Origin of the sequence: Streptomyces sp. NPDC088254, from assembly GCF_044740925.1 — a bacterium.
Taxonomy (GTDB): Bacteria; Actinomycetota; Actinomycetes; order Streptomycetales; family Streptomycetaceae; genus Streptomyces.
Genome location: NZ_JBIURQ010000010.1, coordinates 183,503 through 204,972, shown reverse-complemented (window position 1 = coordinate 204,972; position 21,470 = coordinate 183,503). Strand labels below are relative to the sequence as shown.

Genomic DNA, 21,470 nt, shown 5'->3' with positions numbered 1-21,470 from the left:
GTGCGGCGTCCCTCAGCCCGCTGACACCTCCGTCTCGCAGCGCAGCCGACGGTCCGTCCCCACCTCGCGCACCGGGCCCGTCAGCCGCAGCGACGCCGTGTGGCGGTGGTCGGCGCTGGAGGAGGACAACCGGAGTTCCAGCGCGCCGGGCTCCACCACGCGCCGGCCCTCGCGGTCGGTGAACGCCGACAGGTCGGTGTGGAAGCGGAAGGTGACCCGGCCGGCCTCACCCGGGCCCAGTTCCAGGCGCTGGTAGCCGACCAGGCGCACGTCGGGGCGGGTCACGCTCGCCACCGGGTCGTGCAGATACAGCTGGACGACCTCCGCGCCGGCACGGTCGCCGGTGTTGCGGACGGTGACGCAGAGGTCGTAGGAGCCGTCGGTGGAGATCTCGGCGTCGGGGCCGCCCGTGACGTCCTCCCAGGCGAACGTCGTGTACGAGCGGCCGTGCCCGAAGGCGTACAGCGGGGTAGGGTCCAGGTTGCTGACCTCCCCGGCCAGGCCCAGCGGCGGCTGGAGGTAGGTCCACGGCTGGCCGCCGGGGACACGCGGCACGCTCACCGGGAGGCGGCCCGAGGGGTTCACCCGGCCCGACAGGGCTCCCGCGACCGCCGGTCCCCCCTCCTCGCCGGGGAAGAAGGCCTGGACGACCGCGCCCAGCCGGCCGTGCCAGCGGCCGAGCGCATAGGGGCGGCCGGTCAGCAGGACCAGCACCACCGGGACGCCCGTCGCCGTCAGCGCGTCGAGCAACTCGCCCTGCACGCCCGGCAGCCGAAGGTCCGCCACATCGCAGCCCTCGCCCGAGGTGCCCCGCCCGAACAGGCCCGCCCGGTCGCCGAGGACCGCCACGCAGACGTCGGCCTCGGCCGCCCGGGCCACCGCCTCGTCGAACCCGGACCGGTCCGGCTCCGACACCGGGCACCCCTCCGCGAACGTCACCTTGGCATCGGGCAGTTCGGCGCGCAGCGACTCCAGCACCGTCGGGATCCCGATGCCGGTCTCCACGCCGGGGTGGTGGGTGAGGACATGGGAGGGGAAGGAGTAGCAACCGAGCATGGCGAGCGGGTCCGCCGCTCTCGGGCCCACCACCGCGATCCGGGTGCCGGGGGCCAGGGGGAGCAGCCCGTCGGGGTTGTCGAGCAGCACCACGGACTCCTCGGCCAGCCGACGGGCGAGCGCGCGGTTGGCCCCCGAGTCGAGCCGGATACGGGACCGTTCGGCCCCGGCCGTCTCCCCAACCGCTTCCTCGGCCGTCGCCTGCTCCGCCGCCCCCTCCGGCCGCCAGTCCTCGTCGAGGAGCCCGAGTTCGCACTTCTGCACCAGCACCCGGCGGGCCGCCCGGTCGACCAGGTGCTCCGGGACCAGCCCCTCCCGCACGGCCGCCACCAGCGCGTCGCCGTAGTACTTCACCGTGGGCAGCTCGACGTCGACCCCGGCCTCCAGCGCCAGCCGGGCCGCCTCCGCCGGCGTGCCCGCCACCCGGTGCAGGGTCTGGAGGAAGCCGATGCCGAAGTAGTCGGCGACCACCGTCCCGGTGAAGCCCCACTCCTCGCGCAGCAGCCCGGTCAGCAGCTCCGGGTCGGCGGAGGCGGGGACGCCGTCCCGTTCCGTGTACGCGGCCATCACCGAACGCGCCCCGCCCTCGCGCAGCGCCATCTCGAACGGCGGCAGCGTCACGTCGGCGAACTCGCGCGCGCCCGCCCGCACGGGGGCGAGGTTGCGCGCACCCGCCGAGGAGGCGTACCCGGCGAAGTGCTTGAGCGTGGCGACGATCCCCGCCGACTCAAGGCCCCGCACGTACGCCGTGCCGACCGTGCCGACCAGGTACGGGTCCTCGCCGATCGTCTCCTCGACCCGCCCCCACCGCGGGTCGCGGACGACGTCGAGCACGGGCGCCAGCCCCTGGTGCACGCCGACCGAGCGCATGTCCCGCCCGATGCGCCGGGCCATCTCCTCCACCAGCGGCGGGTCGAAGGAGGCCCCCCAGGCCAGCGGGACCGGGTAGGCCGTGGCCCGCCAGGCGGTGAACCCGGCGAGGCACTCCTCGTGCGCCACCGCCGGGATGCCGAAGCGGCTCGCCCCGGCGATCTGCCGCTGCGCCCCGGCCAGGGCGCGGGCGCCGACCGCCGGGTCCACGGGGGCGGTGCCGAAGGAGCGGGTCAGCTGGCCGAGCCCCCGGGTGATCAGCTCGGCCCAGTCCCGCTCGGCGGCCTCGGCGGTCATGTCGTGCTGGTGCGGGGCGACTCCCTCGCCGTCCGTCGCGGCGCCGACCCACACCCCGTACAGCTGGGCGGTCTTCTCCTCCAGGGTCATCCGGGCGAGGAGGTCGTCGACTCGGGCGGCGGCGGGCAGAGCGCTGTCACGCCAGGGGGCGGTGGTCATGAAACTCCTGTCCCGGAGGTGTCCCGGAGGAAACCGGTCCCGAAGGATTCGAATGTTTCGTAACACACTTCGAATGTTCCGGGAACCTATGGTGCCGTACGAGGTTCGTCAAGAGGGGGTGCGGGGATACGATCGCCGCCATGACTTCCCCGGATCCCGCTGGAACGCGGACAGGAGCGCGGGCGACGCAGACCGCCACGCTCGCGGAGATCGCCCGCGAGGCCGGCGTCTCCGCCCCGACTGTTTCGAAGGTCCTCAACGGCCGCGCCGACGTCGCCCCCGCGACCCGCACCCGTGTCGAGGAACTGCTGCGCGCCCACGGCTACCGGCGCCGGCGTGCCGAGGCGACCCGCTCGCCCCTGATCGACCTGGTCTTCCACGAGCTGGAAAGCGCCTGGGCGATGGAGGTCATCCGGGGTGTGGAGAACGTCGCGCGGGACGCCGGGCTGAGCGTGGTGCTGAGCGAGAGCGCCGGGCGGCTCACCCCCGGGCGGACCTGGGCCGACCAGGTCGCCGCCCGCCGCCCGCACGGCGTGATCCTCGTCCTGTCCGGGCTCGACGAGTCCCAGCGCGCGCTGCTGACCAGCCGTTCCATCCCGTTCGTGGTGATGGACCCGGCGGGCGACCCGGGCGCGGACGTGCCGTCGATCGGCGCCACCAACTGGCAGGGCGGGCTGGCCGCGACCCGGCATCTGGTGGAGCTGGGGCACCGGCGGATCGGCGCGATCAGCGGGCCGCCGCAGATGATGTGCAGCCGGGCCCGCATCGACGGCTACCGGGCCGCCCTGGAGACGGCCGGGCTGCCGGTCGACCCGGCGCTGATCAGGACCGGCGACTTCCACCACGAGGCGGGCTACCGGATCGGCCGTGAGCTCCTCGACCGCCCAGACCGGCCCACCGCCGTCTTCGCCGGCAACGACCTCCAGGCGCTCGGCGTGTACGAGGCGGCGCGCGAGCTGGGGCTGAGGATCCCGGAGGACCTGAGCGTCGTCGGCTTCGACGACCTGCCGGTGGCGCCCTTGGTGGGGCCGCCGCTGACGACCGTACGGCAGCCGCTGACGGAGATGGCGGAGGCGGCGGCCCGGCTGGTGCTGGAGCTGGGGCGGTCCTCGGCACAGGAAGGGCCGGCGGCGACGCGGGTGGAGCTGGCGACGAGTCTGGTCGTGCGCACGAGCACGGCGGCGCCGGGCGGATCGACGGGACCGAAGCAAATCGGCTGACCCGTCGAAACTTTCGCCGCGCCTGCCTTCCCGCGGAACAGGTCCAGAATGGGGTTGGGTCGGTTGTCCTAACAACCCCTTAATAATTCGGACTTACGTTCATCGCGTGACGGAAATCGACGCGAGCGAGCACGGATCGGGCCGGCGCAGACGGCCGGGAACGCTGAAGACCGTCGGCCTCACCCTCGCCGCCGCGCTGGTCCTGGGTGCGGCCGCGGCGGGCTGGGCGGCCTACCGGCACCTCGACGGCAACATCACGAGCGTCGACATCGACACCGCGCTCGGCGACGACCGCCCGGCGCGGGCGGTGAACGCCCCCGTGCCGTACGGCGCCGCGTCCCCCGCCCCGTTACCGGCGGGGCCCCTCAACATCCTCGTCCTGGGCTCCGACTCGCGCGGCGGCACGGAGAACCGGGAACTCGGCGGCGGTGACAGCACCGGCGCCCGCTCCGACACCGCGATGGTCGTGCACGTCGACGCGGGCCGCCGCAGCGCCACGATCGTCAGCATCCCGCGCGACACCCTGGTGACCCGGCCGTCCTGCCCGCTGTCCTCCGGCGGCTCCACGTCGAAGGCGCGCGGCGTCATGTTCAACACCGCGTACTCCGTGGGCGGTCCGGTGTGCGCGGTGAAGACCGTCGAGTCGCTCACCGGCGTGCGCATGGACCACTACGTCGAGGTCGACTTCTCGGGGTTCGCGAAGCTGGTGAACGCGCTCGGCGGGGTCACGGTGACCACGACCGAGGACATCGACGACGAGGACAGCCACCTCACCCTCGCGGCGGGCGTCCACCACCTCGACGGCGTCCAGGCCCTCGCCCTGGCCCGCACCCGGCACGGCATGGGCGACGGCAGCGACCTCGGCCGCATCGGCCTCCAGCAGACGCTGGTGAAGGCCCTCCTCGAACAGATCGCCTCCACCGACCTGTTCACCAGCCCCACCCGCCTGTACGAGGTCGCCGACGCGGCCACCCGGAGCCTCACCACCGACACCGGCCTGGACTCCCTCTCCGAGCTGACGGAACTCGCCCGGAGCCTGAAGTCCCTGTCCGCCGCGCAGGTCACGACCGTGATGATGCCGGTGCGCCCGGCCCCCTCGGACCCCAACCGGGTGATCGCCCGCAACCCCGAGGCGAGCGACCTCTGGAAGTCCCTGCACCGCCCCTGAAGCGCCTGCCCCGCCCCATGCGCACCTGGGGCTACGGGCGGGGTCCGTCGGCCGTGGGGGCTTCGGCCGGCCGGCCGACGAGCATCGTCGGGGCTCCCGCCACGCGGGTCAGGAACACCGTCGCCGCGTTCGGCCCCTGGGGCCTGACCTTCTTGCGGAGTTCCTCCGGCTCCACGGCCGACCCGCGCTTCTTCACCGTCAGGATCCCCACCTCCCGCTCCCGCAGCAGCGCCTTCAGCTTCTTGACGTTGAAGGGCAGCCGGTCGGTGATCTCGTACGCGGTGGCGTACGGCGTCGGCCGCAGGGTGTCCGCGGTGACGTAGGCGATGGTCTCGTCGACCAGGCCGCCGTCGAGGTCCCGGGCGACGTCAGCGACCAGGTGTGCGCGGATGACGGCCCCGTCGGGCTCGTAGAGGTAGCGGCCGACGGGGCGCACGGGCGGGTTCGGCAGACCGGCGCCGCGCAGGGTGCGCGGGCCGGGCAGCAGCGTGGCGCGGACGGCGCCCGGGTCCGTCCCGAACCACAGCACCGCCTCCTTCACGTCCCCGCCGTCCGAGATCCACTCGGCCTCGGCCTCGGCGGGCACGGCCTCGTGGGGGATGCCCGGGGCCACCTTCAGGGCGGCGTGCGGCGCCTTGAGCGCCGCCGCCACGGCCCAGGACAGGGGCGGCGAGTACGCCTCCGGGTCGAAGATCCGCCCCCGGCCGCCCCGCCGGGCGGGGTCGACGAACACGGCGTCGTACCCGGCCGTGTCCACCTCCGTCACGTCCGCCTCCCGTACGTCGATCAGGCCGGCGAGGCCGAGCGCGTCCGCGTTCGCCCGGGCCGCCGCCGCCGTCACCGGGTCCCGGTCCACGGCGAGCACCGTGATTCCCGCGCGCGCCAGCGCGATCGCGTCGCCGCCGATCCCGCTGCACAGGTCGGCGACGCGGGACACGCCCAGCTCCCTCAGCCGCGCCGCCCGGTACGCCGCCACGCTCGCCCGCGTCGACTGCTCGACCCCGTTGGGCGTGAAGAACATCCGCGCCGCGTCCTCGGCCCCGAACTTCACCGCCGCCCGCTGCCGCAGCCGTTCCTGCCCCAGGGCGGCGGAGACGAGCGCGGCGGGATGCGTGCGCCGCAGCCGGGTGGCGACGGCGAGCTCGTCGGCGGGGGCGGTGCCACGCACGGCGTCGAGCAGGGCGCGGCCTTCAGGGGTGAGGAGGGGGGCGAGGTCGTTCACCGGGTCATTGTGGGCCAGTCGGTGGACCGTGCGCCTCCGGCCGCGGTGTCGGACGGGGGTTTCCGGGCCGGACTGCGAGGATCCGGCGCCATGGGATCAGTCGTACGAAATGACAAATGCCGGACGAGGTGGACGGCGTACCAGAGCGGTCTCACGGCCCTCGCCCTGGCCGCGATCGTCTCGGGCTGCGCGGAGAGCGGCGGCGGCGCGGTCGGTCCCGCCCCCGGTCAGCAGCCCGACGAGAGCCCGAAGGCCGGCCCCCTCCACTCGTACGCGGCCAGACTGCGCGCCGACCACGCGGCGCGGGTCGCGGCGGCCGAGCGCTGGGACCTGCAGAAGGTGCCGCTCACACCCCCCGCGCCGCCCGCGAGGAAGCCGAGGATCGGCACCCGCGAGGGCTTCGAGGTGGACGACCACGAGGAGCTCGGCCTCCCGCCGGTCTTCACCACCGTCCCCACCGACGACAAGGTCGTCTTCCTCACCGTCGACGACGGCGCGGAGAAGGACCCGGCGTTCCTGCGCATGATGACCGAGCTGCGGATCCCGTACACCGCGTTCCTCAGCGACTACCTCGTCAAGGACGACTACGGCTACTTCAAGAAGATGCAGGACGACGGGGTGACCCTCAACAACCACACCCTCCACCACCCCTACCTGCCGGGCCTGTCCTACCAGCGCCAGAAGCACGAGATCTGCGGGATGCAGGACGTCGTCGAGAAGCAGTACGGCCGCCGCCCGACCCTCTTCCGCCCGCCCTACGGCAACTACAACAAGGCCACCCTGCGCGCCGCGAAGTCCTGCGGCGTCACCCATGTGCCCCTGTGGAACGAGGAGGTGTTCGTCGACCACTGGGAGTACCGCGAGTGGGACCGCGAGCTTCACCCGGGCGACATCGTCCTGAGTCACTTCCGCGGGCCGGACGACTGGAAGGGCACAATGCCCGACATGATCCGCACCTTCCTGAACAAGGCGACCGGAGAGGGATACGCGGTGGCCCGCCTGGAGGACTACCTGTGACACGCCGGGGGCGGCCCTCGGCCCCGACGGCGCCGGCACGCGCGGCGGCCCTCATCGTGGCGGCCCTCGCCGCCTGCGCCCTCACGGCCTGCGCCCCCGCAGGCGGATCGGCGGCGGGCCCGGCGGCGACCCGAGCGCGCTCCGCGCCCGCCCCCGCGACGGTCGAGCCGCCGTACCGCCGCTGGGGCCTCCCGTCCCCCCTGGCCCCCGCACCGGCCCCCGCCCACCCGAAGCCCCCGCCCCGACGGACCCTCCCCCCGGTCCTCGACCGCGTCGCCACCTCCGACAGGGTCGTCTTCCTCACCTACGACGACGGCGCCGAACGCGACCCCCGTTTCGTCGACATGGTCCGAGAACTGCGCCTCCCCGTCAGCGTGTTCGTCACCGACAGTGTCGCCGGCCCTGCCTACGCCCACTTCGCCCGCCTGCGGGAGGTCGGCGCGGACCTCCAGAACCACACCCTCGACCACGCCGCCCTGCGCGGCCTGCCCTACGCCGGCCAGCGCGCCGAGATCTGCGGCCAGCAGAACAAGCTCAACGCCCGCTTCGGCCTGCGCCCCCGCCTCTTCCGCCCGCCCTACGGCGCGTACGACACCACCACCCGGCGAGCCGCCGCCGACTGCGGCATCACCGCGGTCATCCTGTGGCGCACCCCCACCGACCCCCACCGCCTGCACCCCGGCGACATCCTCGCCACGACCCCCGACCGAACCCCGGGCCTGCTGCGCGAGATCCAGCAACAACACCTGACGGTGGGAAAACTGGAGGACTACCTGTAAGGCAAGGTCGGCTGAAGCCGGCCCGTCCGGGGGTGCCCCCCTACGGGGGAGCTTGAGGACGAGGCACGTACAGGACCGAAGCGGGGGTCTGGGGGCGGCGGCCCCCCGACGACGCCCCCCGGCACCGGGTACCGAACACGCTCACCCGAGCGGAAATTTCGGCCGACGCGCCGCAGGCATTGGCACTCCGCTTGACCGAGTGCTAACCCCGGTCATAGTCTCGGCTTTGGCACTCCCCACTGGAGAGTGCCAACAACGCGACGGGCAGGTCCGGCACCCGCGACGACGGATCCACCTGGTCGCCACCTCAGACAGTTAACCCCGTGAGATCTCCGAAGGGGGAGGTCGGATCGTGACGACCACCAGCTCCAAGGTTGCCATCAAGCCGCTCGAGGACCGCATCGTGGTCCAGCCGCTCGACGCCGAGCAGACCACGGCCTCGGGCCTGGTCATCCCGGACACCGCGAAGGAGAAGCCCCAGGAGGGCGCCGTCCTCGCCGTGGGCCCGGGCCGCTTCGAGAACGGCGAGCGCCTGCCGCTCGACGTCAAGGTCGGCGACGTCGTCCTGTACAGCAAGTACGGCGGCACCGAGGTGAAGTACAACGGCGAGGAGTACCTCGTCCTCTCGGCTCGCGACGTTCTCGCGATCATCGAGAAGTAGTTCACCCCGGATAGTTCCGGAAGCACATTGATGCTTGACGCTGCGCCCCTGGCCCCCGCGACCACATAAAAAGCCGGGCGCCCGGGGCGCAGTGCGTTTTTTCAAAAGCTTCATCCACAGATCTCCGAGAGGGCTCCCGCTGTCATGGCGAAGATCCTGAAGTTCGACGAGGACGCCCGTCGCGCCCTCGAGCGCGGCGTCAACAAGCTGGCCGACACGGTCAAGGTGACGATCGGCCCCAAGGGCCGCAACGTCGTCATCGACAAGAAGTTCGGCGCCCCCACCATCACCAACGACGGTGTCACGATCGCCCGCGAGGTGGAGATCGACGACCCGTACGAGAACCTCGGCGCGCAGCTGGTGAAGGAGGTGGCGACCAAGACCAACGACATCGCTGGTGACGGCACGACCACCGCCACCGTGCTCGCCCAGGCGCTGGTGCGCGAGGGCCTGAAGAACGTGGCCGCCGGCGCGTCCCCCGCCCTCCTCAAGAAGGGCATCGACGCCGCCGTCAAGGCCGTCTCCGAGGACCTGCTCGCGTCGGCCCGCCCGATCGACGAGAAGGCGGACATCGCCGCCGTCGCCGCGCTGTCCGCCCAGGACCAGCAGGTCGGCGAGCTCATCGCCGAGGCGATGGACAAGGTCGGCAAGGACGGTGTCATCACCGTCGAGGAGTCCAACACCTTCGGTCTGGAGCTGGACTTCACCGAGGGCATGGCCTTCGACAAGGGCTACCTGTCGCCGTACTTCGTGACGGACCAGGAGCGCATGGAGGCCGTCCTGGAGGACCCGTACATCCTCATCAACCAGGGCAAGATCTCCTCCATCGCGGACCTGCTGCCGCTGCTGGAGAAGATCATCCAGGCCAACGCCTCCAAGCCGCTGCTGATCATCGCCGAGGACCTCGAGGGCGAGGCCCTGTCGACCCTCGTCGTGAACAAGATCCGCGGCACCTTCAACGCCGTCGCCGTGAAGGCCCCCGGCTTCGGTGACCGTCGCAAGGCGATGCTGCAGGACATGGCCGTCCTCACCGGTGCCACGGTCGTCTCCGAGGAGGTCGGCCTCAAGCTCGACCAGGTCGGCCTGGACGTGCTCGGCTCCGCCCGCCGCGTCACCGTCACCAAGGACGACACCACCATCGTCGACGGCGCCGGCAACAAGGCGGACGTCGAGGGCCGGATCGCCCAGATCAAGGCCGAGATCGAGAACACGGACTCCGACTGGGACCGCGAGAAGCTCCAGGAGCGCCTCGCGAAGCTGGCCGGCGGCGTGTGTGTGATCAAGGTCGGCGCCGCCACCGAGGTGGAGCTGAAGGAGAAGAAGCACCGCCTGGAGGACGCCATCTCCGCGACCCGCGCCGCGGTCGAGGAGGGCATCGTCTCCGGTGGCGGTTCCGCGCTCGTCCACGCCGTCAAGGTCCTCGAGGGCAACCTCGACAAGACCGGCGACGAGGCGACCGGCGTCGCCGTGGTCCGCAAGGCCGCCGTCGAGCCGCTGCGCTGGATCGCCGAGAACGCCGGCCTGGAGGGCTACGTCATCACCTCCAAGGTCGCCGAGCTCGACAAGGGCCAGGGCTTCAACGCCGCGACCGGCGAGTACGGCGACCTGGTCAAGGCCGGCGTCATCGACCCGGTCAAGGTCACCCGCTCCGCCCTGGAGAACGCCGCCTCCATCGCCTCCCTCCTCCTGACGACCGAGACCCTGGTCGTCGAGAAGAAGGAAGAGGAAGAGCCCGCCGCGGCCGGCCACGGCCACGGCCACGCCCACTGAGGCACCCCGCCGCTGACGGGCACTGACCGACATCGGCAGTGAGGCCCGGCGCCCCTGAACGGTGAGACTGCTGCATCGACCAGCAGCCTCCCCGGACGGAGCGCCGGGCCTTCGTGCTGCCAAGGCGCAGGTGCCGGATTCATGGGCGTCGCAGCCCTTGGAGGAGTAGTTCGATCAGCCTTCGAGGGTCGTAGCGGGGGTCGCTGTCGTGCCCGATGCAGAGGTTGCCGATGCCGCGCATCAGTTCGTAGGGCTGTGTGCCGGGCCTGATCTCGCCGGCGTCGACGGCGGCTTCGAGCAGTTGGGCGCAGACGGGCATCAGCCGGTCGAGGAAGTGGGTGTGCAGCGTGGCGAAGCGGTCGCTGTCGGACTGGAGGGCGTCGGCGAGCCCGTGCTTGGTGACCAGGAAGTCGGCGAAGAGGTCGACCCACTGGCGCAGCGCGTCGAACGGGGAGGCGGCGTCGGCCAGCAGTTTCGGGCCGGCTTCGGCGCAGGCTTCGATCTGATGGTGATAGACGGCGGTGACCAGGTCCGCCCGGGTGGGGAAGTGGCGGTAGACCGTCCCCAGCCCGACACCCGCCCGGGCCGCGATCTGACGGATCGGTGCGTCGATCCCCGAGGTCACGAACACCTCCGCCGCGGCGTCGAGCAGCGTCTGCTGGTTGCGTACCGCGTCTGCTCGCTTGCTGCGGGCGGACGCTCCTTCGGCCGGGCCTGCTGCGGGCACCACGCTCTCCTTCCGGCGGCCGTTGACGAAACGGATCAGTGTTCCGTATCTTAAATGGAACAACGATCCGCTTTCAGGTTAGCTGACTGCGGGCACTCCGCCGTACCCGCCGCCGCCGTACGCGGCCAGGCGACGGGTGTCATCGAAGGGCATGCTCCTCATGAGTGCACCTGCTTGCACGGCCCGCCCCCTCCACTCGCCCACACCCGTCCTTTCCGTCAGCCCGGTGGTGCTGCCGGCCCCCGGCCGCGCCGTGGACCTCCAGGTGCGCGTCTCCGCGCCGGTGACCGGGAGCGAGCTGCCGGTCGTTCTCCTCTCGCACGGCCTCGGCTTCTCCCACCACCTCTCCTCGCTGAACGGCTACGCCCCGCTCGCCGACTTCTGGGCCGAACGGGGCTTCGTCGTGATCCAGCCCACCCACCTGGACTCCAGGACGCTGAGCCTGGACGCCGACACCCCCGGGGCCGCCGCGCACTGGCGTACCCGGGCCGAGGACATGACGCGCGTCCTCGACCAGCTCGAGGCGATCGAGGAAGCAGTTCCGCAGCTCGCCGGACGTCTCGACCGGAGCCGGATCGCCGTCGCCGGGCACTCCATGGGCGGACACACCGCGAGCCTGCTGCTCGGCGCCCGCCTCACCGATCCCCATGACGGAACCGAAGTGGACCTGGCCGACCCGCGGATCAAGGCGGGCGTGCTGCTCGCCGCGCCCGGCCGGGGCGGCGACGCCCTCACCGAGTTCACCGTCGAGAACTACTCCTTCCTCCTGACCACCGACTTCTCCACGATGACCACCCCCGCACTCGTGGTCGCCGGCGACCAGGACGACTCCGCCTTCCTGACGGTCAGCGGCCCGGACTGGCACACCGATCCCTACACCCTCGCCCCCGGCCCCAAGTCCCTGCTCACCCTGTTCGGCGCGGAGCACGGGCTCGGCGGGGTCTCCGGATACGACGTCGCTGAGACCACCGACGAGAACCCCGAGCGGGTCGCCGCCCTCGCCCACCTCGCCTGGGCCTACCTGCGCAGCGCGTTCCACCCCGAGGACCCCGCCTGGCAGACGGCGTGCGACGCGCTGGCGGCCGACTCCGACCCCGTCGGACGCGTCGAATCCAAGTAGGCCGGCAAGCCTGAGCCCAGGCACGTGCCGCAGCAGTGGGGGTGTTTGTCCGGTCGGCGGGAAAACGAGTCTCCAACTCAGAGGAGGCCGGTGTGTTGCGTGAGCGGGTGGAATTGGCGGACGTGCTGACCGCGGCGGAGGAAGCCGCGCCGGTCGGCTCGCTGGATGTCGTGGCGCACAACCTGCGCCGGCGTTTCGGAGCGCGGTACGTGTCGTTCCTGTTCGTCGACGTCGTCGGCCGTCGTCTGCTGCGCGTCAGCGAAAACACCGCCACGCCACAGCGGCACCGCGCCGAACACATCCCCCTGGCCGGCAGCAGCCTCTACGACGAGGTCCTGCGCACCCAGAAGCCGGTGCGGACGCCGCACGACGGACACGAGCGCGGGCAGCGGGTGCTGGCCCCCGTCACCAACCGCGGCGACACCATCGGCGTCCTCGAACTCTTCCTCGACGACGCCACCGAGGACGTGCTTGCACGGGTTGCGGAGGCCGCGCACGCGCTGGCGTACATCATCGTCACCGACCGCCGCTTCACCGACCTCTACCACTGGGGCAACCGCACCACCACGGTCAGTCTGGCCGCGGAGATCCAGCGCCAGTTGCTGCCCTCGGCCGCCTCCTGCGAGGCCGCCGAGTTCGACCTCGCCGGCGCCTTGGTCCCGGCCTCCGACATCGCCGGCGACACCTACGACTACTCCCTCGACCAGGACACCCTGCACCTGTCGGTCACCGACGCCATGGGCCACGACGTCGACGCCTCGCTCATGGCCACCCTCCTGGTCAACGCCTCCCGCGGCGCCCGCCGCGCCGGAAAGGACCTCGCCGAACAGGCCCGCCAGACCCATCAGGCACTCATCGACCACGGCCGGAAGACCTTCGCCACCGGACAGCTCGTGCGCATCGCCCTGGACGGCAGCGGTGCTCAGCTCGTCAACGCCGGCCACCCCCGGCCGCTTCGACTGCGCGACGGCACGGTCCAGGAGCTGCGCCTGGCTGTGAACCTGCCCTTCGGCGTCGCCTGGCAGGGGGCCTACCGGGTGCAGGACATCGACCTGCGCCCCGGCGACCGCCTCTTCCTGTACACCGACGGCATGCAGGAACGCGAGGCGGACACCGTCGACCTGCCCGGCCTGATCCGCGACACCGCCGCCGAGCACCCCCGCGAGGTCGTGCGCACGCTGGTCGGCGCGGTGGCCGACGCCTACGGCGGTCGCCAGCCGAGAGACGACGCCACCGTCCTGTGCCTGGACTGGCACGGCCCTCAGCCTCGCACAGAGGAAGCCTCGCCCCGGTACGGCCGGACTGACCAAGAACTCAAGAGACGCCTCGGCTGATGATCACCGTGGCCCCGGCCGGGCGAGCGCTGCCCAGCGCGTCGGCCAGGTGCCCGCCGGCGACACAACGTGGACAGAGGGTTTCTCCGGTGGTCGGGTTGAAGAGCATCGGTTGGGTGTGGGGGCCCTGGCACTCGACGGCACCGGTCAGGCGGGCGGAGAGACGTGGGCCTGCGGCCGGCGTCGGCGGGAGTGGGTCCGGCGCGGGCCTCGGCGGCGTGGGCTCGGTGACGGGCGGGACGTCGCGGAGGAGGTGGCGCAGGAGGCCGCCGGGGCGGTGGACGGGGGTGGTGTCGTCGGGCAGGCCCCGCAGGATGTGGATGCGGACCGCGCTGGGCGGATGCCCCGCTTCCAGCCAGCGGGCGGTGAGTCGGGTCAGCTCGGCGTGCATCGGCCGGGGGACGTGGCGCAGCGCGGGGGAGAGGCGGGAGAAGCCGGTGACGAGGTCGGTGGCGGCGGAGAGGATCTCCGGGGGCGTGTCCGTCTCGGGTTCAGCCTCGACAGCCGGCTCGGGGCCCGGCTGGACCGGGGGTTCGGGTGGTTGGTCGGAGGGGTTTCCTGCAAGGTATTTCTTTGGATGACCGTCGGAGAGCCGGGGAGTCGGATCACCGACGGCCGGAATCAGGGGACTCGGTGTCACCTGCGGTGACACGGGGTCGGGCGCTGCACCCGCCACGGGCATCCGCGCGAGGAGCTTGGCCGCCTCGGCGGCGCTCAACGGCACGTTGGAGACCAGCTGTTGGGTGGCCCAGTGGCCGCCGGATCCCTGGACGCGCCGCTCGTGCACGAATCCTTCCTCCTTGAGCTGCCGCTTGGCCCGGGTGAAGGCGCAGGCACCGATGTTGGCGCGTTCGGCGGTGCGGGAGAGGGGCTCGCGCGCTCCTTGGGGAAGGGAGAGCTGCCAGGTGAGGAGACGCACGGCGTCGGAGGAGAGCCGGGGGTGCCGGATGATGTCGTGCGAGAACCGGGTGTAGGCGCGCGGGGGCGCGATATGGTGACGGTAAATCACGGTGGAGCCTGTTACTTCCACTAGTGGTCCAGGCCCTCGTGAGCGGTTGCAGCCGCTGCGGGGGCCGTTTGCATTGGATGCTGCGTTCGCGGTGAATGTGCCGCACGCAACGTCTGCGGGCGGACGCGTCGAGTGAAGACCGTTTCGCGCTGCGTTCACCCACACGGAGCAACTCGACTGCGTGGACGCATGACATGGTCCCGGACCGCAGGTCGGGCCTTTCACCTTCCCGGTGTTCAAATCGCCATCTACAGGGCGGAGTTCGTGTGATGTATAAATACGAACATGACGGCCTACAAGAAGGCGTTCCTTCTCGTCCTGTCGGCACTCTTCCTTGCGGCCCTCGTGGCTCTCACGGCCCTCGCCATCGGCGGAAACCTGAGCGAGGCCGATCAGATAGCCAGCATCGTGGGCGCGCTGGCCTCCCTCGCCGCCCTCGCCGTGTCGGTATGGCAACTCATGCCGTCGGCGCCCACGAACGTCAGGGCCGTCAACGGCACGGCGGTCGGAGGGAATGCGACCCGCCTCTCCGGCGTGGAGAACGAGGTCAGAGGCAGGCGCGGCCGTGCGCCCGCCGGTGGATCGATCTCCGCGCGCGACGGCATGGCGGTCGGCGGGGACATGATCGAGATCCAGGGTGACAAGAACGTGGTGACATGAGCCGCGGCGGTTCCAGGGGGGAGAACCGCGGCAGGCGGGTCGACGCGAGGAACGGGCACGCGGCAGGAGGCGACTTCGTCTACGTCAGGGGCAGCCACATCCAGGTCAACCAGAAGCCCCGCGTGCGTCGCCTTCGCCTGGCGCTCATCGTCACCGGTGGGACGCTCTCCGCCGTGGCCGGGGCTCTCACAGTGCTCTGGGTGTTCTCGCCGACGGCGAACAGCGACGCGGATCGCGGCGGCGCGGCCCCGACCGTCCCGTCGACCACCCGTCCCGAACCGAGCCGGACCCCGCGCGCCGCCGTCCCCCCGGCTCTGACGGACCCGCAGCCCGACAAGCCGTCGCAGAGCCCCACCGTCTCGTCACGCACAGCCGCCCCGACTGCCTTGTCACACAAGGACGAAGCGGCCCCGCTGCCCGAAGCGACCCCGCCCCCCGACTGCCGAACCGCCGGCACGAGCGGTGTGGAACTGACTCCGTCGAACCTGGAGGTGAGAAACCAGGGGTACCTGTCGGCACGCGTGAACTGTGAGACGGAAGCCGGGGAAAAGCTGTACTACATGGTGCGCGTGGACAACATCATGGACGCCGGGAAGCCGCCGAAGATCGGTTATTACCTGAAGGAGGAGATCTCCGCGAGGCACGCGTCCCAACAGATAGCGGTGGATCTGCAAAAGGCGAACGCAAGGCCGGGCTCCGTCCGTCACGGGTTCGTCCAGCTTCTCCGTGAGGACCAACTCGCCGCCCTCAAGAGGGAGGAGACGGCGGACGGCAACGACGGAACCATCGCGGCACTGCCGGAGGGCAGCGTGACGGTTTCCGGCGAGGCGCGCGTCGTCCGGAGCGGCTGACCCGGACCGCGCGTGCGCGGGGCCCCGTTCCGCCCGGCCCGGGCGGCACAGGGCCCCCGCGTGCGCGGCTTACCGGCCCAGTGCCCCCAGCTGTTCCAGCAGCCCCGCCCGGTCGTACTGCCACCAGGCCTCGCAGATCATGCCGCCGCGGAAGCGGTGCCAGGTCATGCCGGTCATGGTGACATCCGTGCCGGTCGCCGGGATGCCGACGAAGTCGCCTTGGTGGCGGCCCGTGAAGGTCCAGCGGGTGCACACCTTGTCCTCCTCGGAGAGCTGGTCGTCGACCCGCATCGAGAAGTCGAAGGCCCGCCGCCAGCCCGCGACCTCCTCGCGGGCGGCCCGCAAGCCCGTGTCCCGCGCGTTGGCCGGGTCGTGGTCGAGGTAGTCGTCCGAGACGCGCTCGAAGAGCCGGTCGATGTCGCCCCGTCCGAGTCCCTCGAAGAACTCGCGGGCGATCACGCGGTTGAGCTGCTCGTCGCGCACCACGTCCAGGTCGGTGAAGGTCGGCGTCTCCTCGCACAGGGCGACCATGTCCTGGAAGATCCGCCCGGTCTCCGGCAGGTTCGAGTTCCGCATCGCCTCCTCGTACGACGGGAACTCCACGATCTCGATGAAGTGCGAATCGTCGGAGCGGTCCTTGCCGACCAGCGCGTGCGTGGCGGTCCGCTTCCCCTTGGTCTGTTCGACCCATGTGTCCAGCAACCGGTTCATCTCGTCGAACCGGCTGGTCCTGCAGTCGATGAGCTGTACGAACGTCATGGCGCAGCCTCCGGCCCCCCTGGGTCCGGTTCCGTCACGCCCATTTTCCCACCGGAGCGCCGACGCCACCCACCGCTCACCGCCCTACTGCGGCCCGTACTTGCGTCCCGTCCGTGAGCTGACCCCACCCAGCAGGCCCCTCGGCGTCACCTTCACCAGGCCCATCAGCGCCTTGTAGCGGGCGTCGGGGATCGACACGGACTTCCCGCGCGCCAGGTCGTGCAGCGCCGCCGCGACCAGCTTGTCCGCGTCGAGCCACATCCAGCCCGGGATGTTGTCCGTGCCCATCCCGGCCCGCTCGTGGAACTCGGTGCGCACGAAGCCCGGGCACAGCGCCATCAGCCGCACCCCACTGCCCGCGAGGTCCTTCGCGGCCCCCTGCGTGAACTGCACGACCCACGCCTTCGACGCCCCGTACGTCCCGCGCGGCAGGAACGCCGCCACCGAGGCCACGTTGACGACACCTCCGCGCCCCCGCTCCCGCATCGCCGCCGTGGCCGCCGAGGTCAGCCGCAGCACCGCCTCGCAGTGCACCTTGAGCATCTTCAGCTCGTCGGCCATCGGCACGTCGAGGTAGCGGCCCTTGTTGCCGAAGCCCGCGTTGTTGACCAGCAGGTCGACGGGGTTCTTGCGGTCGCCGAGCCGGGCGGCCACCGCCTCGATGCCCGCGTCCTCGGCGAGGTCGGCGGTCAGCACCTCCGCCTCGATGCCGTGCCGGTCGTGCAACTCGGTGGCCTGCTCGCGCAGACGCTTGGTGTCCCGGGCGACGAGGACCAGGTCGTGCCCGTCCGCCGCCAGCCGCCGCGCGAACGCGGCACCGATGCCCGCGGTCGAACCTGTGATCAGAGCCGTAGTCATGCCGCAAGATTAGTGACCGGAAACGCGCGCGACCGTTCCCCTCACCCACTCGGAACCGACGGTCGCCGTCAAAGCCCCGACGCATGATCGACCGATGATCCCAAGGGCCGCTTATGCTCGAAGGATGATCGAGGCCCGTCATCTCCGTGTGCTGCGCGCCGTCGCCGCCACCGGCTCCTTCTCGGCGGCCGGGCGCGAGCTCGGCTGCACCCAGCCGGCCGTCAGCCAGCAGATGAAGGCGCTGGAGGCGTCCGTCGGCACGCCCCTGCTCGTGCGCAGCGGGCGCGAGATGCGGCTGACCCAGGCGGGCGAGGCCCTCGTACGGCACGCGGCCGGGATCCTCTCCGGGCTGACCGCCGCCGAGGAGGAGGTCGCCGCGATCGCCGGACTGCGCGCCGGGCGGGTGCGGCTCGTCTCCTTCCCCAGCGGCAGCTCCACCCTCGTGCCCACCGCTCTCGCCGCGCTGCGCGCCGCCCATCCCGGCACCCGCGTCTCCCTGGAGGAGGCGGAACCGCCCGCCTCGGTGGACAAGCTGCGCGCCGGCGACTGCGACATCGCGCTCGCCTTCCGCTACGAGAGCGCGACGGGCTGTGCACAGGAGTGGACCGACCTGGTCGTACGTCCCCTGCTGACGGACCGGCTCGTCGCCCTCGTCCCTGAACGGCATCCCCTCGCGCGTGCGGAGTCCGTCGCCATAGGCGAACTGGCCCGGGAAGCCTGGATCGCGGGCTGCCCGCGCTGTCGCGGCCAGCTGGTGGAGGTGTGCGCGGAGGCGGGTTTCACGCCCCGGATCGACTTCGCCACCGACGACTATCCGGCGGTCGCCGGTCTGGTGGGCGCGGGGCTCGGCGTCGCCGTCCTGCCTCAGCTCGCGATCGAGTCCGTACGACCCCGTGGGGCGCGGGCAGTGACGCTGGAGCCGGCGGTGCGGCGGGAGATCGTCGCGCTGACCCTGCCCGACCTGGCGCCGGTGCCGGCGGTGGCGGCGACCCTGGACCAGCTGGAGCGGGCGGCGGCGCGCTGAGAGGGGCGCGTGCAAGAACCGGGGCGCGCTGAGAGGGGCGCGTGCAAGAACCGGGGCGCGCCGAGAGGGGCGCGTGCAAGAACCGGGGGCGCGCTGAGAGGGCGCGCACATGACACAAGGGCACACGTGTGCGTGCCCCATCCCTTTGTAGACCTTTGTGCAGATCTTTGTTCAGAACCTCTGTGCCGACCTTGATGCAGATCTTGTGCCGACCTCTGTGCAGAAACGTTCCTTCAGTTGTCCTGATCCGCGTTCCTTCAGTCGTCCGGCGGTGTCTCCCCGCCGGTCGACGCCGATACCAGGCGATGGCGCGCCCGGCCCATGAGCTCCTCGCGTTCGTCCTCGGTCAACCCGCCCCACACGCCGTACGGCTCTCGCACCGCCAGCGCGTGCGCCGCGCACTGTGCGCGGACCGGGCACCTCATGCAGACCTCCTTGGCCGAGTTCTCGCGAGCGCTCCGCGCCGCCCCGCGCTCACCTTCCGGATGGAAGAAGAGCGAACTGTCCACCCCGCGGCAGGCGGCCAGGAGCTGCCAGTCCCACAGGTCCGCGTTCGGTCCGGGAAGGCGGGAGAAATCTGCCATTGCGTGACCCCTTGTAGCCGTTTCGAGCGGATACGGTGCCAACGACCGTACAACTACGATCTAAGGAGATGAAAATATGACTCATTGCGAATCTAGCCTCAGACACCAGTAAATGGGAAGAAATGGGGCTAATCGGGGCATCGCTCGTGATGAAAGACCGAGGGTCCGCGCGGCTGCCTCCCGCGTGTCCGTCCCCTCACGTAGAGTGCCGAAGACTGCACGCAGCCCCGTAACTCTTTCGAGTGACCATCGTTGAGAGTGCGGAGGCGGTTGAAAACACAAACGCTCGGGCAGGCGTCCGAGACGGTCGACCGCACAGGTGACGATTCGTACCAGCCTGGAGGCACAAGGTGACGCGCATCAGCTGCGGAGGGCGGCCATGACTTCCGTCCTCGTCTGCGACGACTCCCCGCTTGCCCGAGAGGCGCTCCGCCGCGCGGTCGCGACCGTGCCCGGCGTCGAGCGCGTGACGACGGCGGCCAACGGCGAGGAAGTGCTCCGCCGCTGGGGCGCCGACCGCTCGGACCTGATTCTGATGGACGTACGCATGCCCGGGCTGGGCGGCGTCGAGACCGTCCGGCGGCTTTTGTCCGCCGACCCCGGCGCGCGCATCATCATGCTGACCGTCGCGGAGGACCTCGACGGAGTCGCCCTCGCGGTGGCCGCCGGCGCCCGCGGCTACCTGCACAAGGACGCCTCGCGCGCCGAACTGCGGGCGACCGTGACCCAGGCCCTCGCCGACCCGACCTGGCGGCTCGCTCCGCGCCGGCTGCGCTCGGCCGAGATGGGCGCGGCCCCCACGCTCACCGCCCGCGAGATCCAGGTGCTGGAGGGCATGAGCCACGGCCGCTCCAACGCGGAGATCGGCCGGGAGCTGTTCCTCTCCGAGGACACCGTGAAGACCCACGCCCGCCGGCTGTTCAAGAAGCTCGGCGCCTCGGACCGCGCGCACGCCGTGGCGCTCGGATTCCGCTGGGGACTGGTCCGCTGAGGACCGGTCCGCCGAGTCGAACACACCGAACACCGGGACGAACATGCGTTCCGGTCGAGGGAGGGCTCCGGCCCTCTCGGCATCCCGTTCCGGCCACTCTCCGTGACGGGCGCGCAGCGACACGCGAGTGACGGGAGTCGCCGCGTGCGCCGTGCGTGTGGAAAACGTCACGGGTGAGGCGAGAGCCACGGCGCGGCCGACGGCGGCCCGGGGTACACCGTCGTACGACCTCGGCGCACTACTCGTCGTATGAGTGGAATCCGTCGCGTGCGCGTACTTCGTCACAGACGCGGTCTGCCGGACGGGGACGGAGTGAGCCGACGTCGGCGGAGGGGAGCGGGGTATGCGGGACGGGCCCTGCTCGCGCGGGATCGCGAGCGCGCGGAGAGTACCCGTACGCCGGCCGCCGGCCGGTGGCGGCGCCGGGTCCCGCCGGACCGCCCGCTGCTCGTTTCCCGGCGGATGCCGCATCCTTGAGGTGTGGAGTTCCTCGGGGACGAGTCGGTCGAGCGGAAGGGGAGGGCGCAGGGGATGAGTTCCGGCGCACCTGCTCATAACGCTTCGGTGCACAACGACGGGCACGGCGCGGCGGCCGGCCCGGCCGCAGGGCACCATGGACCGATGCGCGATGACGAGGCGGTCCGTGCCCACGCCCAGGGGGCGATCGGCGGCCTCGTGCACCGCGCCGTCGACGGCGACGAACAGGCCACCCATGACCTGCTCGCCCACGTCCACCCCCTCGCCCTGCGCTACTGCCGCACCCGGCTGTCCCGGCTCCCCGGGGACGCGCGGCACTTCGTGGAGGACCTCGCGCAGGAAGTCTGCGTCGCCGTCCTGCTCGCCCTGCCGCGCTACAAGGACACCGGCCGTCCTTTCGAGGCCTTCGTCTTCGCCATCGCCGCCCACAAGGTCGCCGACCTCCAGCGCGCGGCGATGCGCCATCCCGGCTCGACGGCGGTCCCGTCGGACGAGATGCCGGAACGCCCAGACGACTCCCTGGGGCCCGAGGAGCGGGCCCTGCTGAGCAGCGACGCCGAATGGGCGAAGAAACTGCTGGCCAACCTGCCCGAGAACCAGCGGGAGCTGCTCCTGCTGCGCATCGCGGTGGGCCTCACGGCGGAGGAGACCGGTCAGATGTTGGGAATGTCACCCGGCGCGGTCCGCGTCGCGCAGCACCGGGCGCTCAGCAGACTGCGCGCCCTCGCCGAGCAGTAGTCCGGACCAGCGGCCCCCTGCGGCGGCCCCCACTGAACGGGCCCGGGGCCGGTGCCGTACGAACATACGAAGCCGGGAGTCCTCCGAACCGTGGAATGAGTGAAGCGCGCTTCCCGTTA

The 21,470-nt window shown here is 71.7% G+C and carries 20 protein-coding genes; 13 read left to right on the top strand and 7 right to left on the bottom strand.

The annotated features are described in order from the left end of the window. Window positions 1-12: 12 nt before the first annotated feature. Window positions 13-2,382, bottom strand: coding sequence for a glycoside hydrolase family 3 N-terminal domain-containing protein (locus ACIOC0_RS27925; protein WP_402158497.1), 2,370 nt, complete (start codon window positions 2,380-2,382; stop codon window positions 13-15). A 140-nt stretch (window positions 2,383-2,522) separates the two neighbouring features. Here ACIOC0_RS27925 and ACIOC0_RS27920 point away from each other — a divergent pair, with 140 nt between their 5' ends. Together ACIOC0_RS27920 and ACIOC0_RS27915 are read left to right on the top strand one after the other, a co-directional pair. Further along, a complete protein-coding gene (locus ACIOC0_RS27920; RefSeq protein WP_402158496.1) occupies window positions 2,523-3,602 on the top strand; it encodes a LacI family DNA-binding transcriptional regulator in 1,080 nt (359 codons plus the stop codon). Between the two features lie 106 nt (window positions 3,603-3,708). Continuing rightward, a complete protein-coding gene (locus ACIOC0_RS27915) occupies window positions 3,709-4,770 on the top strand; it encodes an LCP family protein (RefSeq protein ID WP_402158494.1) in 1,062 nt (353 codons plus the stop codon). Between the two features lie 31 nt (window positions 4,771-4,801). Here the strand turns inward: ACIOC0_RS27915 and ACIOC0_RS27910 are convergent, their stop codons facing one another. After that, window positions 4,802-5,992: an SAM-dependent methyltransferase gene (locus ACIOC0_RS27910; protein WP_402158492.1), complete on the bottom strand. Its 1,191-nt coding sequence runs from the start codon at window positions 5,990-5,992 to the stop codon at window positions 4,802-4,804. Window positions 5,993-6,082: 90 nt separating this feature from the next. Here ACIOC0_RS27910 and ACIOC0_RS27905 point away from each other — a divergent pair, with 90 nt between their 5' ends. The 4 genes from ACIOC0_RS27905 to groL all read left to right on the top strand — a co-directional run bounded on the left by ACIOC0_RS27905 (window position 6,083) and on the right by groL (window position 10,219). Then, window positions 6,083-7,009 (top strand): polysaccharide deacetylase family protein, encoded by a 927-nt coding sequence (locus tag ACIOC0_RS27905; protein WP_402158490.1) that lies wholly within the window; start codon window positions 6,083-6,085, stop codon window positions 7,007-7,009. Next, a complete protein-coding gene (locus tag ACIOC0_RS27900) occupies window positions 7,006-7,788 on the top strand; it encodes a polysaccharide deacetylase family protein (RefSeq protein ID WP_402158488.1) in 783 nt (260 codons plus the stop codon). Before ACIOC0_RS27905 ends, ACIOC0_RS27900 begins: the two co-directional genes overlap by 4 nt. Window positions 7,789-8,140: 352 nt before the next feature. Next, window positions 8,141-8,449, top strand: a complete 309-nt coding sequence (groES, locus tag ACIOC0_RS27895; RefSeq protein WP_020132158.1) for a co-chaperone GroES — start codon at window positions 8,141-8,143, stop codon at window positions 8,447-8,449. Window positions 8,450-8,593: 144 nt separating this feature from the next. Continuing rightward, window positions 8,594-10,219, top strand: coding sequence for a chaperonin GroEL (groL, locus tag ACIOC0_RS27890; RefSeq protein ID WP_402158485.1), 1,626 nt, complete (start codon window positions 8,594-8,596; stop codon window positions 10,217-10,219). A gap of 139 nt (window positions 10,220-10,358) precedes the next feature. Here the strand turns inward: groL and ACIOC0_RS27885 are convergent, their stop codons facing one another. Continuing rightward, window positions 10,359-10,946, bottom strand: a complete 588-nt coding sequence (locus ACIOC0_RS27885; protein ID WP_402158484.1) for a TetR/AcrR family transcriptional regulator — start codon at window positions 10,944-10,946, stop codon at window positions 10,359-10,361. Between the two features lie 160 nt (window positions 10,947-11,106). Here ACIOC0_RS27885 and ACIOC0_RS27880 point away from each other — a divergent pair, with 160 nt between their 5' ends. Further along, the gene (locus ACIOC0_RS27880; RefSeq protein ID WP_402158482.1) at window positions 11,107-12,066 is read left to right on the top strand and encodes an alpha/beta hydrolase family protein; all 960 of its coding nucleotides are present in this window, start codon (window positions 11,107-11,109) and stop codon (window positions 12,064-12,066) included. A gap of 92 nt (window positions 12,067-12,158) precedes the next feature. After that, window positions 12,159-13,400, top strand: a complete 1,242-nt coding sequence (locus ACIOC0_RS27875) for a PP2C family protein-serine/threonine phosphatase (protein ID WP_402158480.1) — start codon at window positions 12,159-12,161, stop codon at window positions 13,398-13,400. On the opposite strand, the gene ACIOC0_RS27870 is transcribed toward ACIOC0_RS27875, so the two are convergent. After that, entirely contained in the window at window positions 13,381-14,409 is a 1,029-nt protein-coding gene (locus tag ACIOC0_RS27870; RefSeq protein WP_402158479.1) for a hypothetical protein, read from the bottom strand. The genes ACIOC0_RS27875 and ACIOC0_RS27870 overlap by 20 nt on opposite strands. Window positions 14,410-14,694: 285 nt before the next feature. On the opposite strand from ACIOC0_RS27870, the gene ACIOC0_RS27865 reads away from it, so the two are divergent. Further along, window positions 14,695-15,069 carry a hypothetical protein gene (locus ACIOC0_RS27865; protein WP_402158477.1) on the top strand — a complete coding sequence of 125 codons (375 nt, stop codon included), beginning with the start codon at window positions 14,695-14,697 and terminating at the stop codon, window positions 15,067-15,069. After that, on the top strand, window positions 15,066-15,920 hold the full coding sequence (locus ACIOC0_RS27860; RefSeq protein ID WP_402158475.1) for a hypothetical protein: 855 nt from the start codon (window positions 15,066-15,068) through the stop codon (window positions 15,918-15,920). Before ACIOC0_RS27865 ends, ACIOC0_RS27860 begins: the two co-directional genes overlap by 4 nt. A 69-nt stretch (window positions 15,921-15,989) precedes the next feature. Here ACIOC0_RS27860 and ACIOC0_RS27855 read toward each other — a convergent pair whose 3' ends face one another. Both ACIOC0_RS27855 and ACIOC0_RS27850 read right to left on the bottom strand, forming a co-directional pair. Next, window positions 15,990-16,679 (bottom strand): ester cyclase, encoded by a 690-nt coding sequence (locus ACIOC0_RS27855; RefSeq protein ID WP_402158473.1) that lies wholly within the window; start codon window positions 16,677-16,679, stop codon window positions 15,990-15,992. 84 nt (window positions 16,680-16,763) lie between these two features. Next, complete coding sequence (locus ACIOC0_RS27850; RefSeq protein WP_130441143.1) at window positions 16,764-17,537, bottom strand: SDR family oxidoreductase; 774 nt, start codon at window positions 17,535-17,537, stop codon at window positions 16,764-16,766. 124 nt (window positions 17,538-17,661) lie between these two features. On the opposite strand from ACIOC0_RS27850, the gene ACIOC0_RS27845 reads away from it, so the two are divergent. Next, window positions 17,662-18,561 carry a LysR family transcriptional regulator gene (locus ACIOC0_RS27845; RefSeq protein WP_402158471.1) on the top strand — a complete coding sequence of 300 codons (900 nt, stop codon included), beginning with the start codon at window positions 17,662-17,664 and terminating at the stop codon, window positions 18,559-18,561. A gap of 257 nt (window positions 18,562-18,818) precedes the next feature. On the opposite strand, the gene ACIOC0_RS27840 is transcribed toward ACIOC0_RS27845, so the two are convergent. Beyond that, window positions 18,819-19,145 (bottom strand): WhiB family transcriptional regulator, encoded by a 327-nt coding sequence (locus ACIOC0_RS27840; protein WP_130441147.1) that lies wholly within the window; start codon window positions 19,143-19,145, stop codon window positions 18,819-18,821. A 379-nt stretch (window positions 19,146-19,524) separates the two neighbouring features. On the opposite strand from ACIOC0_RS27840, the gene ACIOC0_RS27835 reads away from it, so the two are divergent. Together ACIOC0_RS27835 and ACIOC0_RS27830 are read left to right on the top strand one after the other, a co-directional pair. Beyond that, window positions 19,525-20,136: a response regulator transcription factor gene (locus ACIOC0_RS27835; protein WP_003948568.1), complete on the top strand. Its 612-nt coding sequence runs from the start codon at window positions 19,525-19,527 to the stop codon at window positions 20,134-20,136. Window positions 20,137-20,757: 621 nt separating this feature from the next. Continuing rightward, window positions 20,758-21,351: a sigma-70 family RNA polymerase sigma factor gene (locus tag ACIOC0_RS27830; protein WP_130441149.1), complete on the top strand. Its 594-nt coding sequence runs from the start codon at window positions 20,758-20,760 to the stop codon at window positions 21,349-21,351. Window positions 21,352-21,470: the final 119 nt, after the last annotated feature.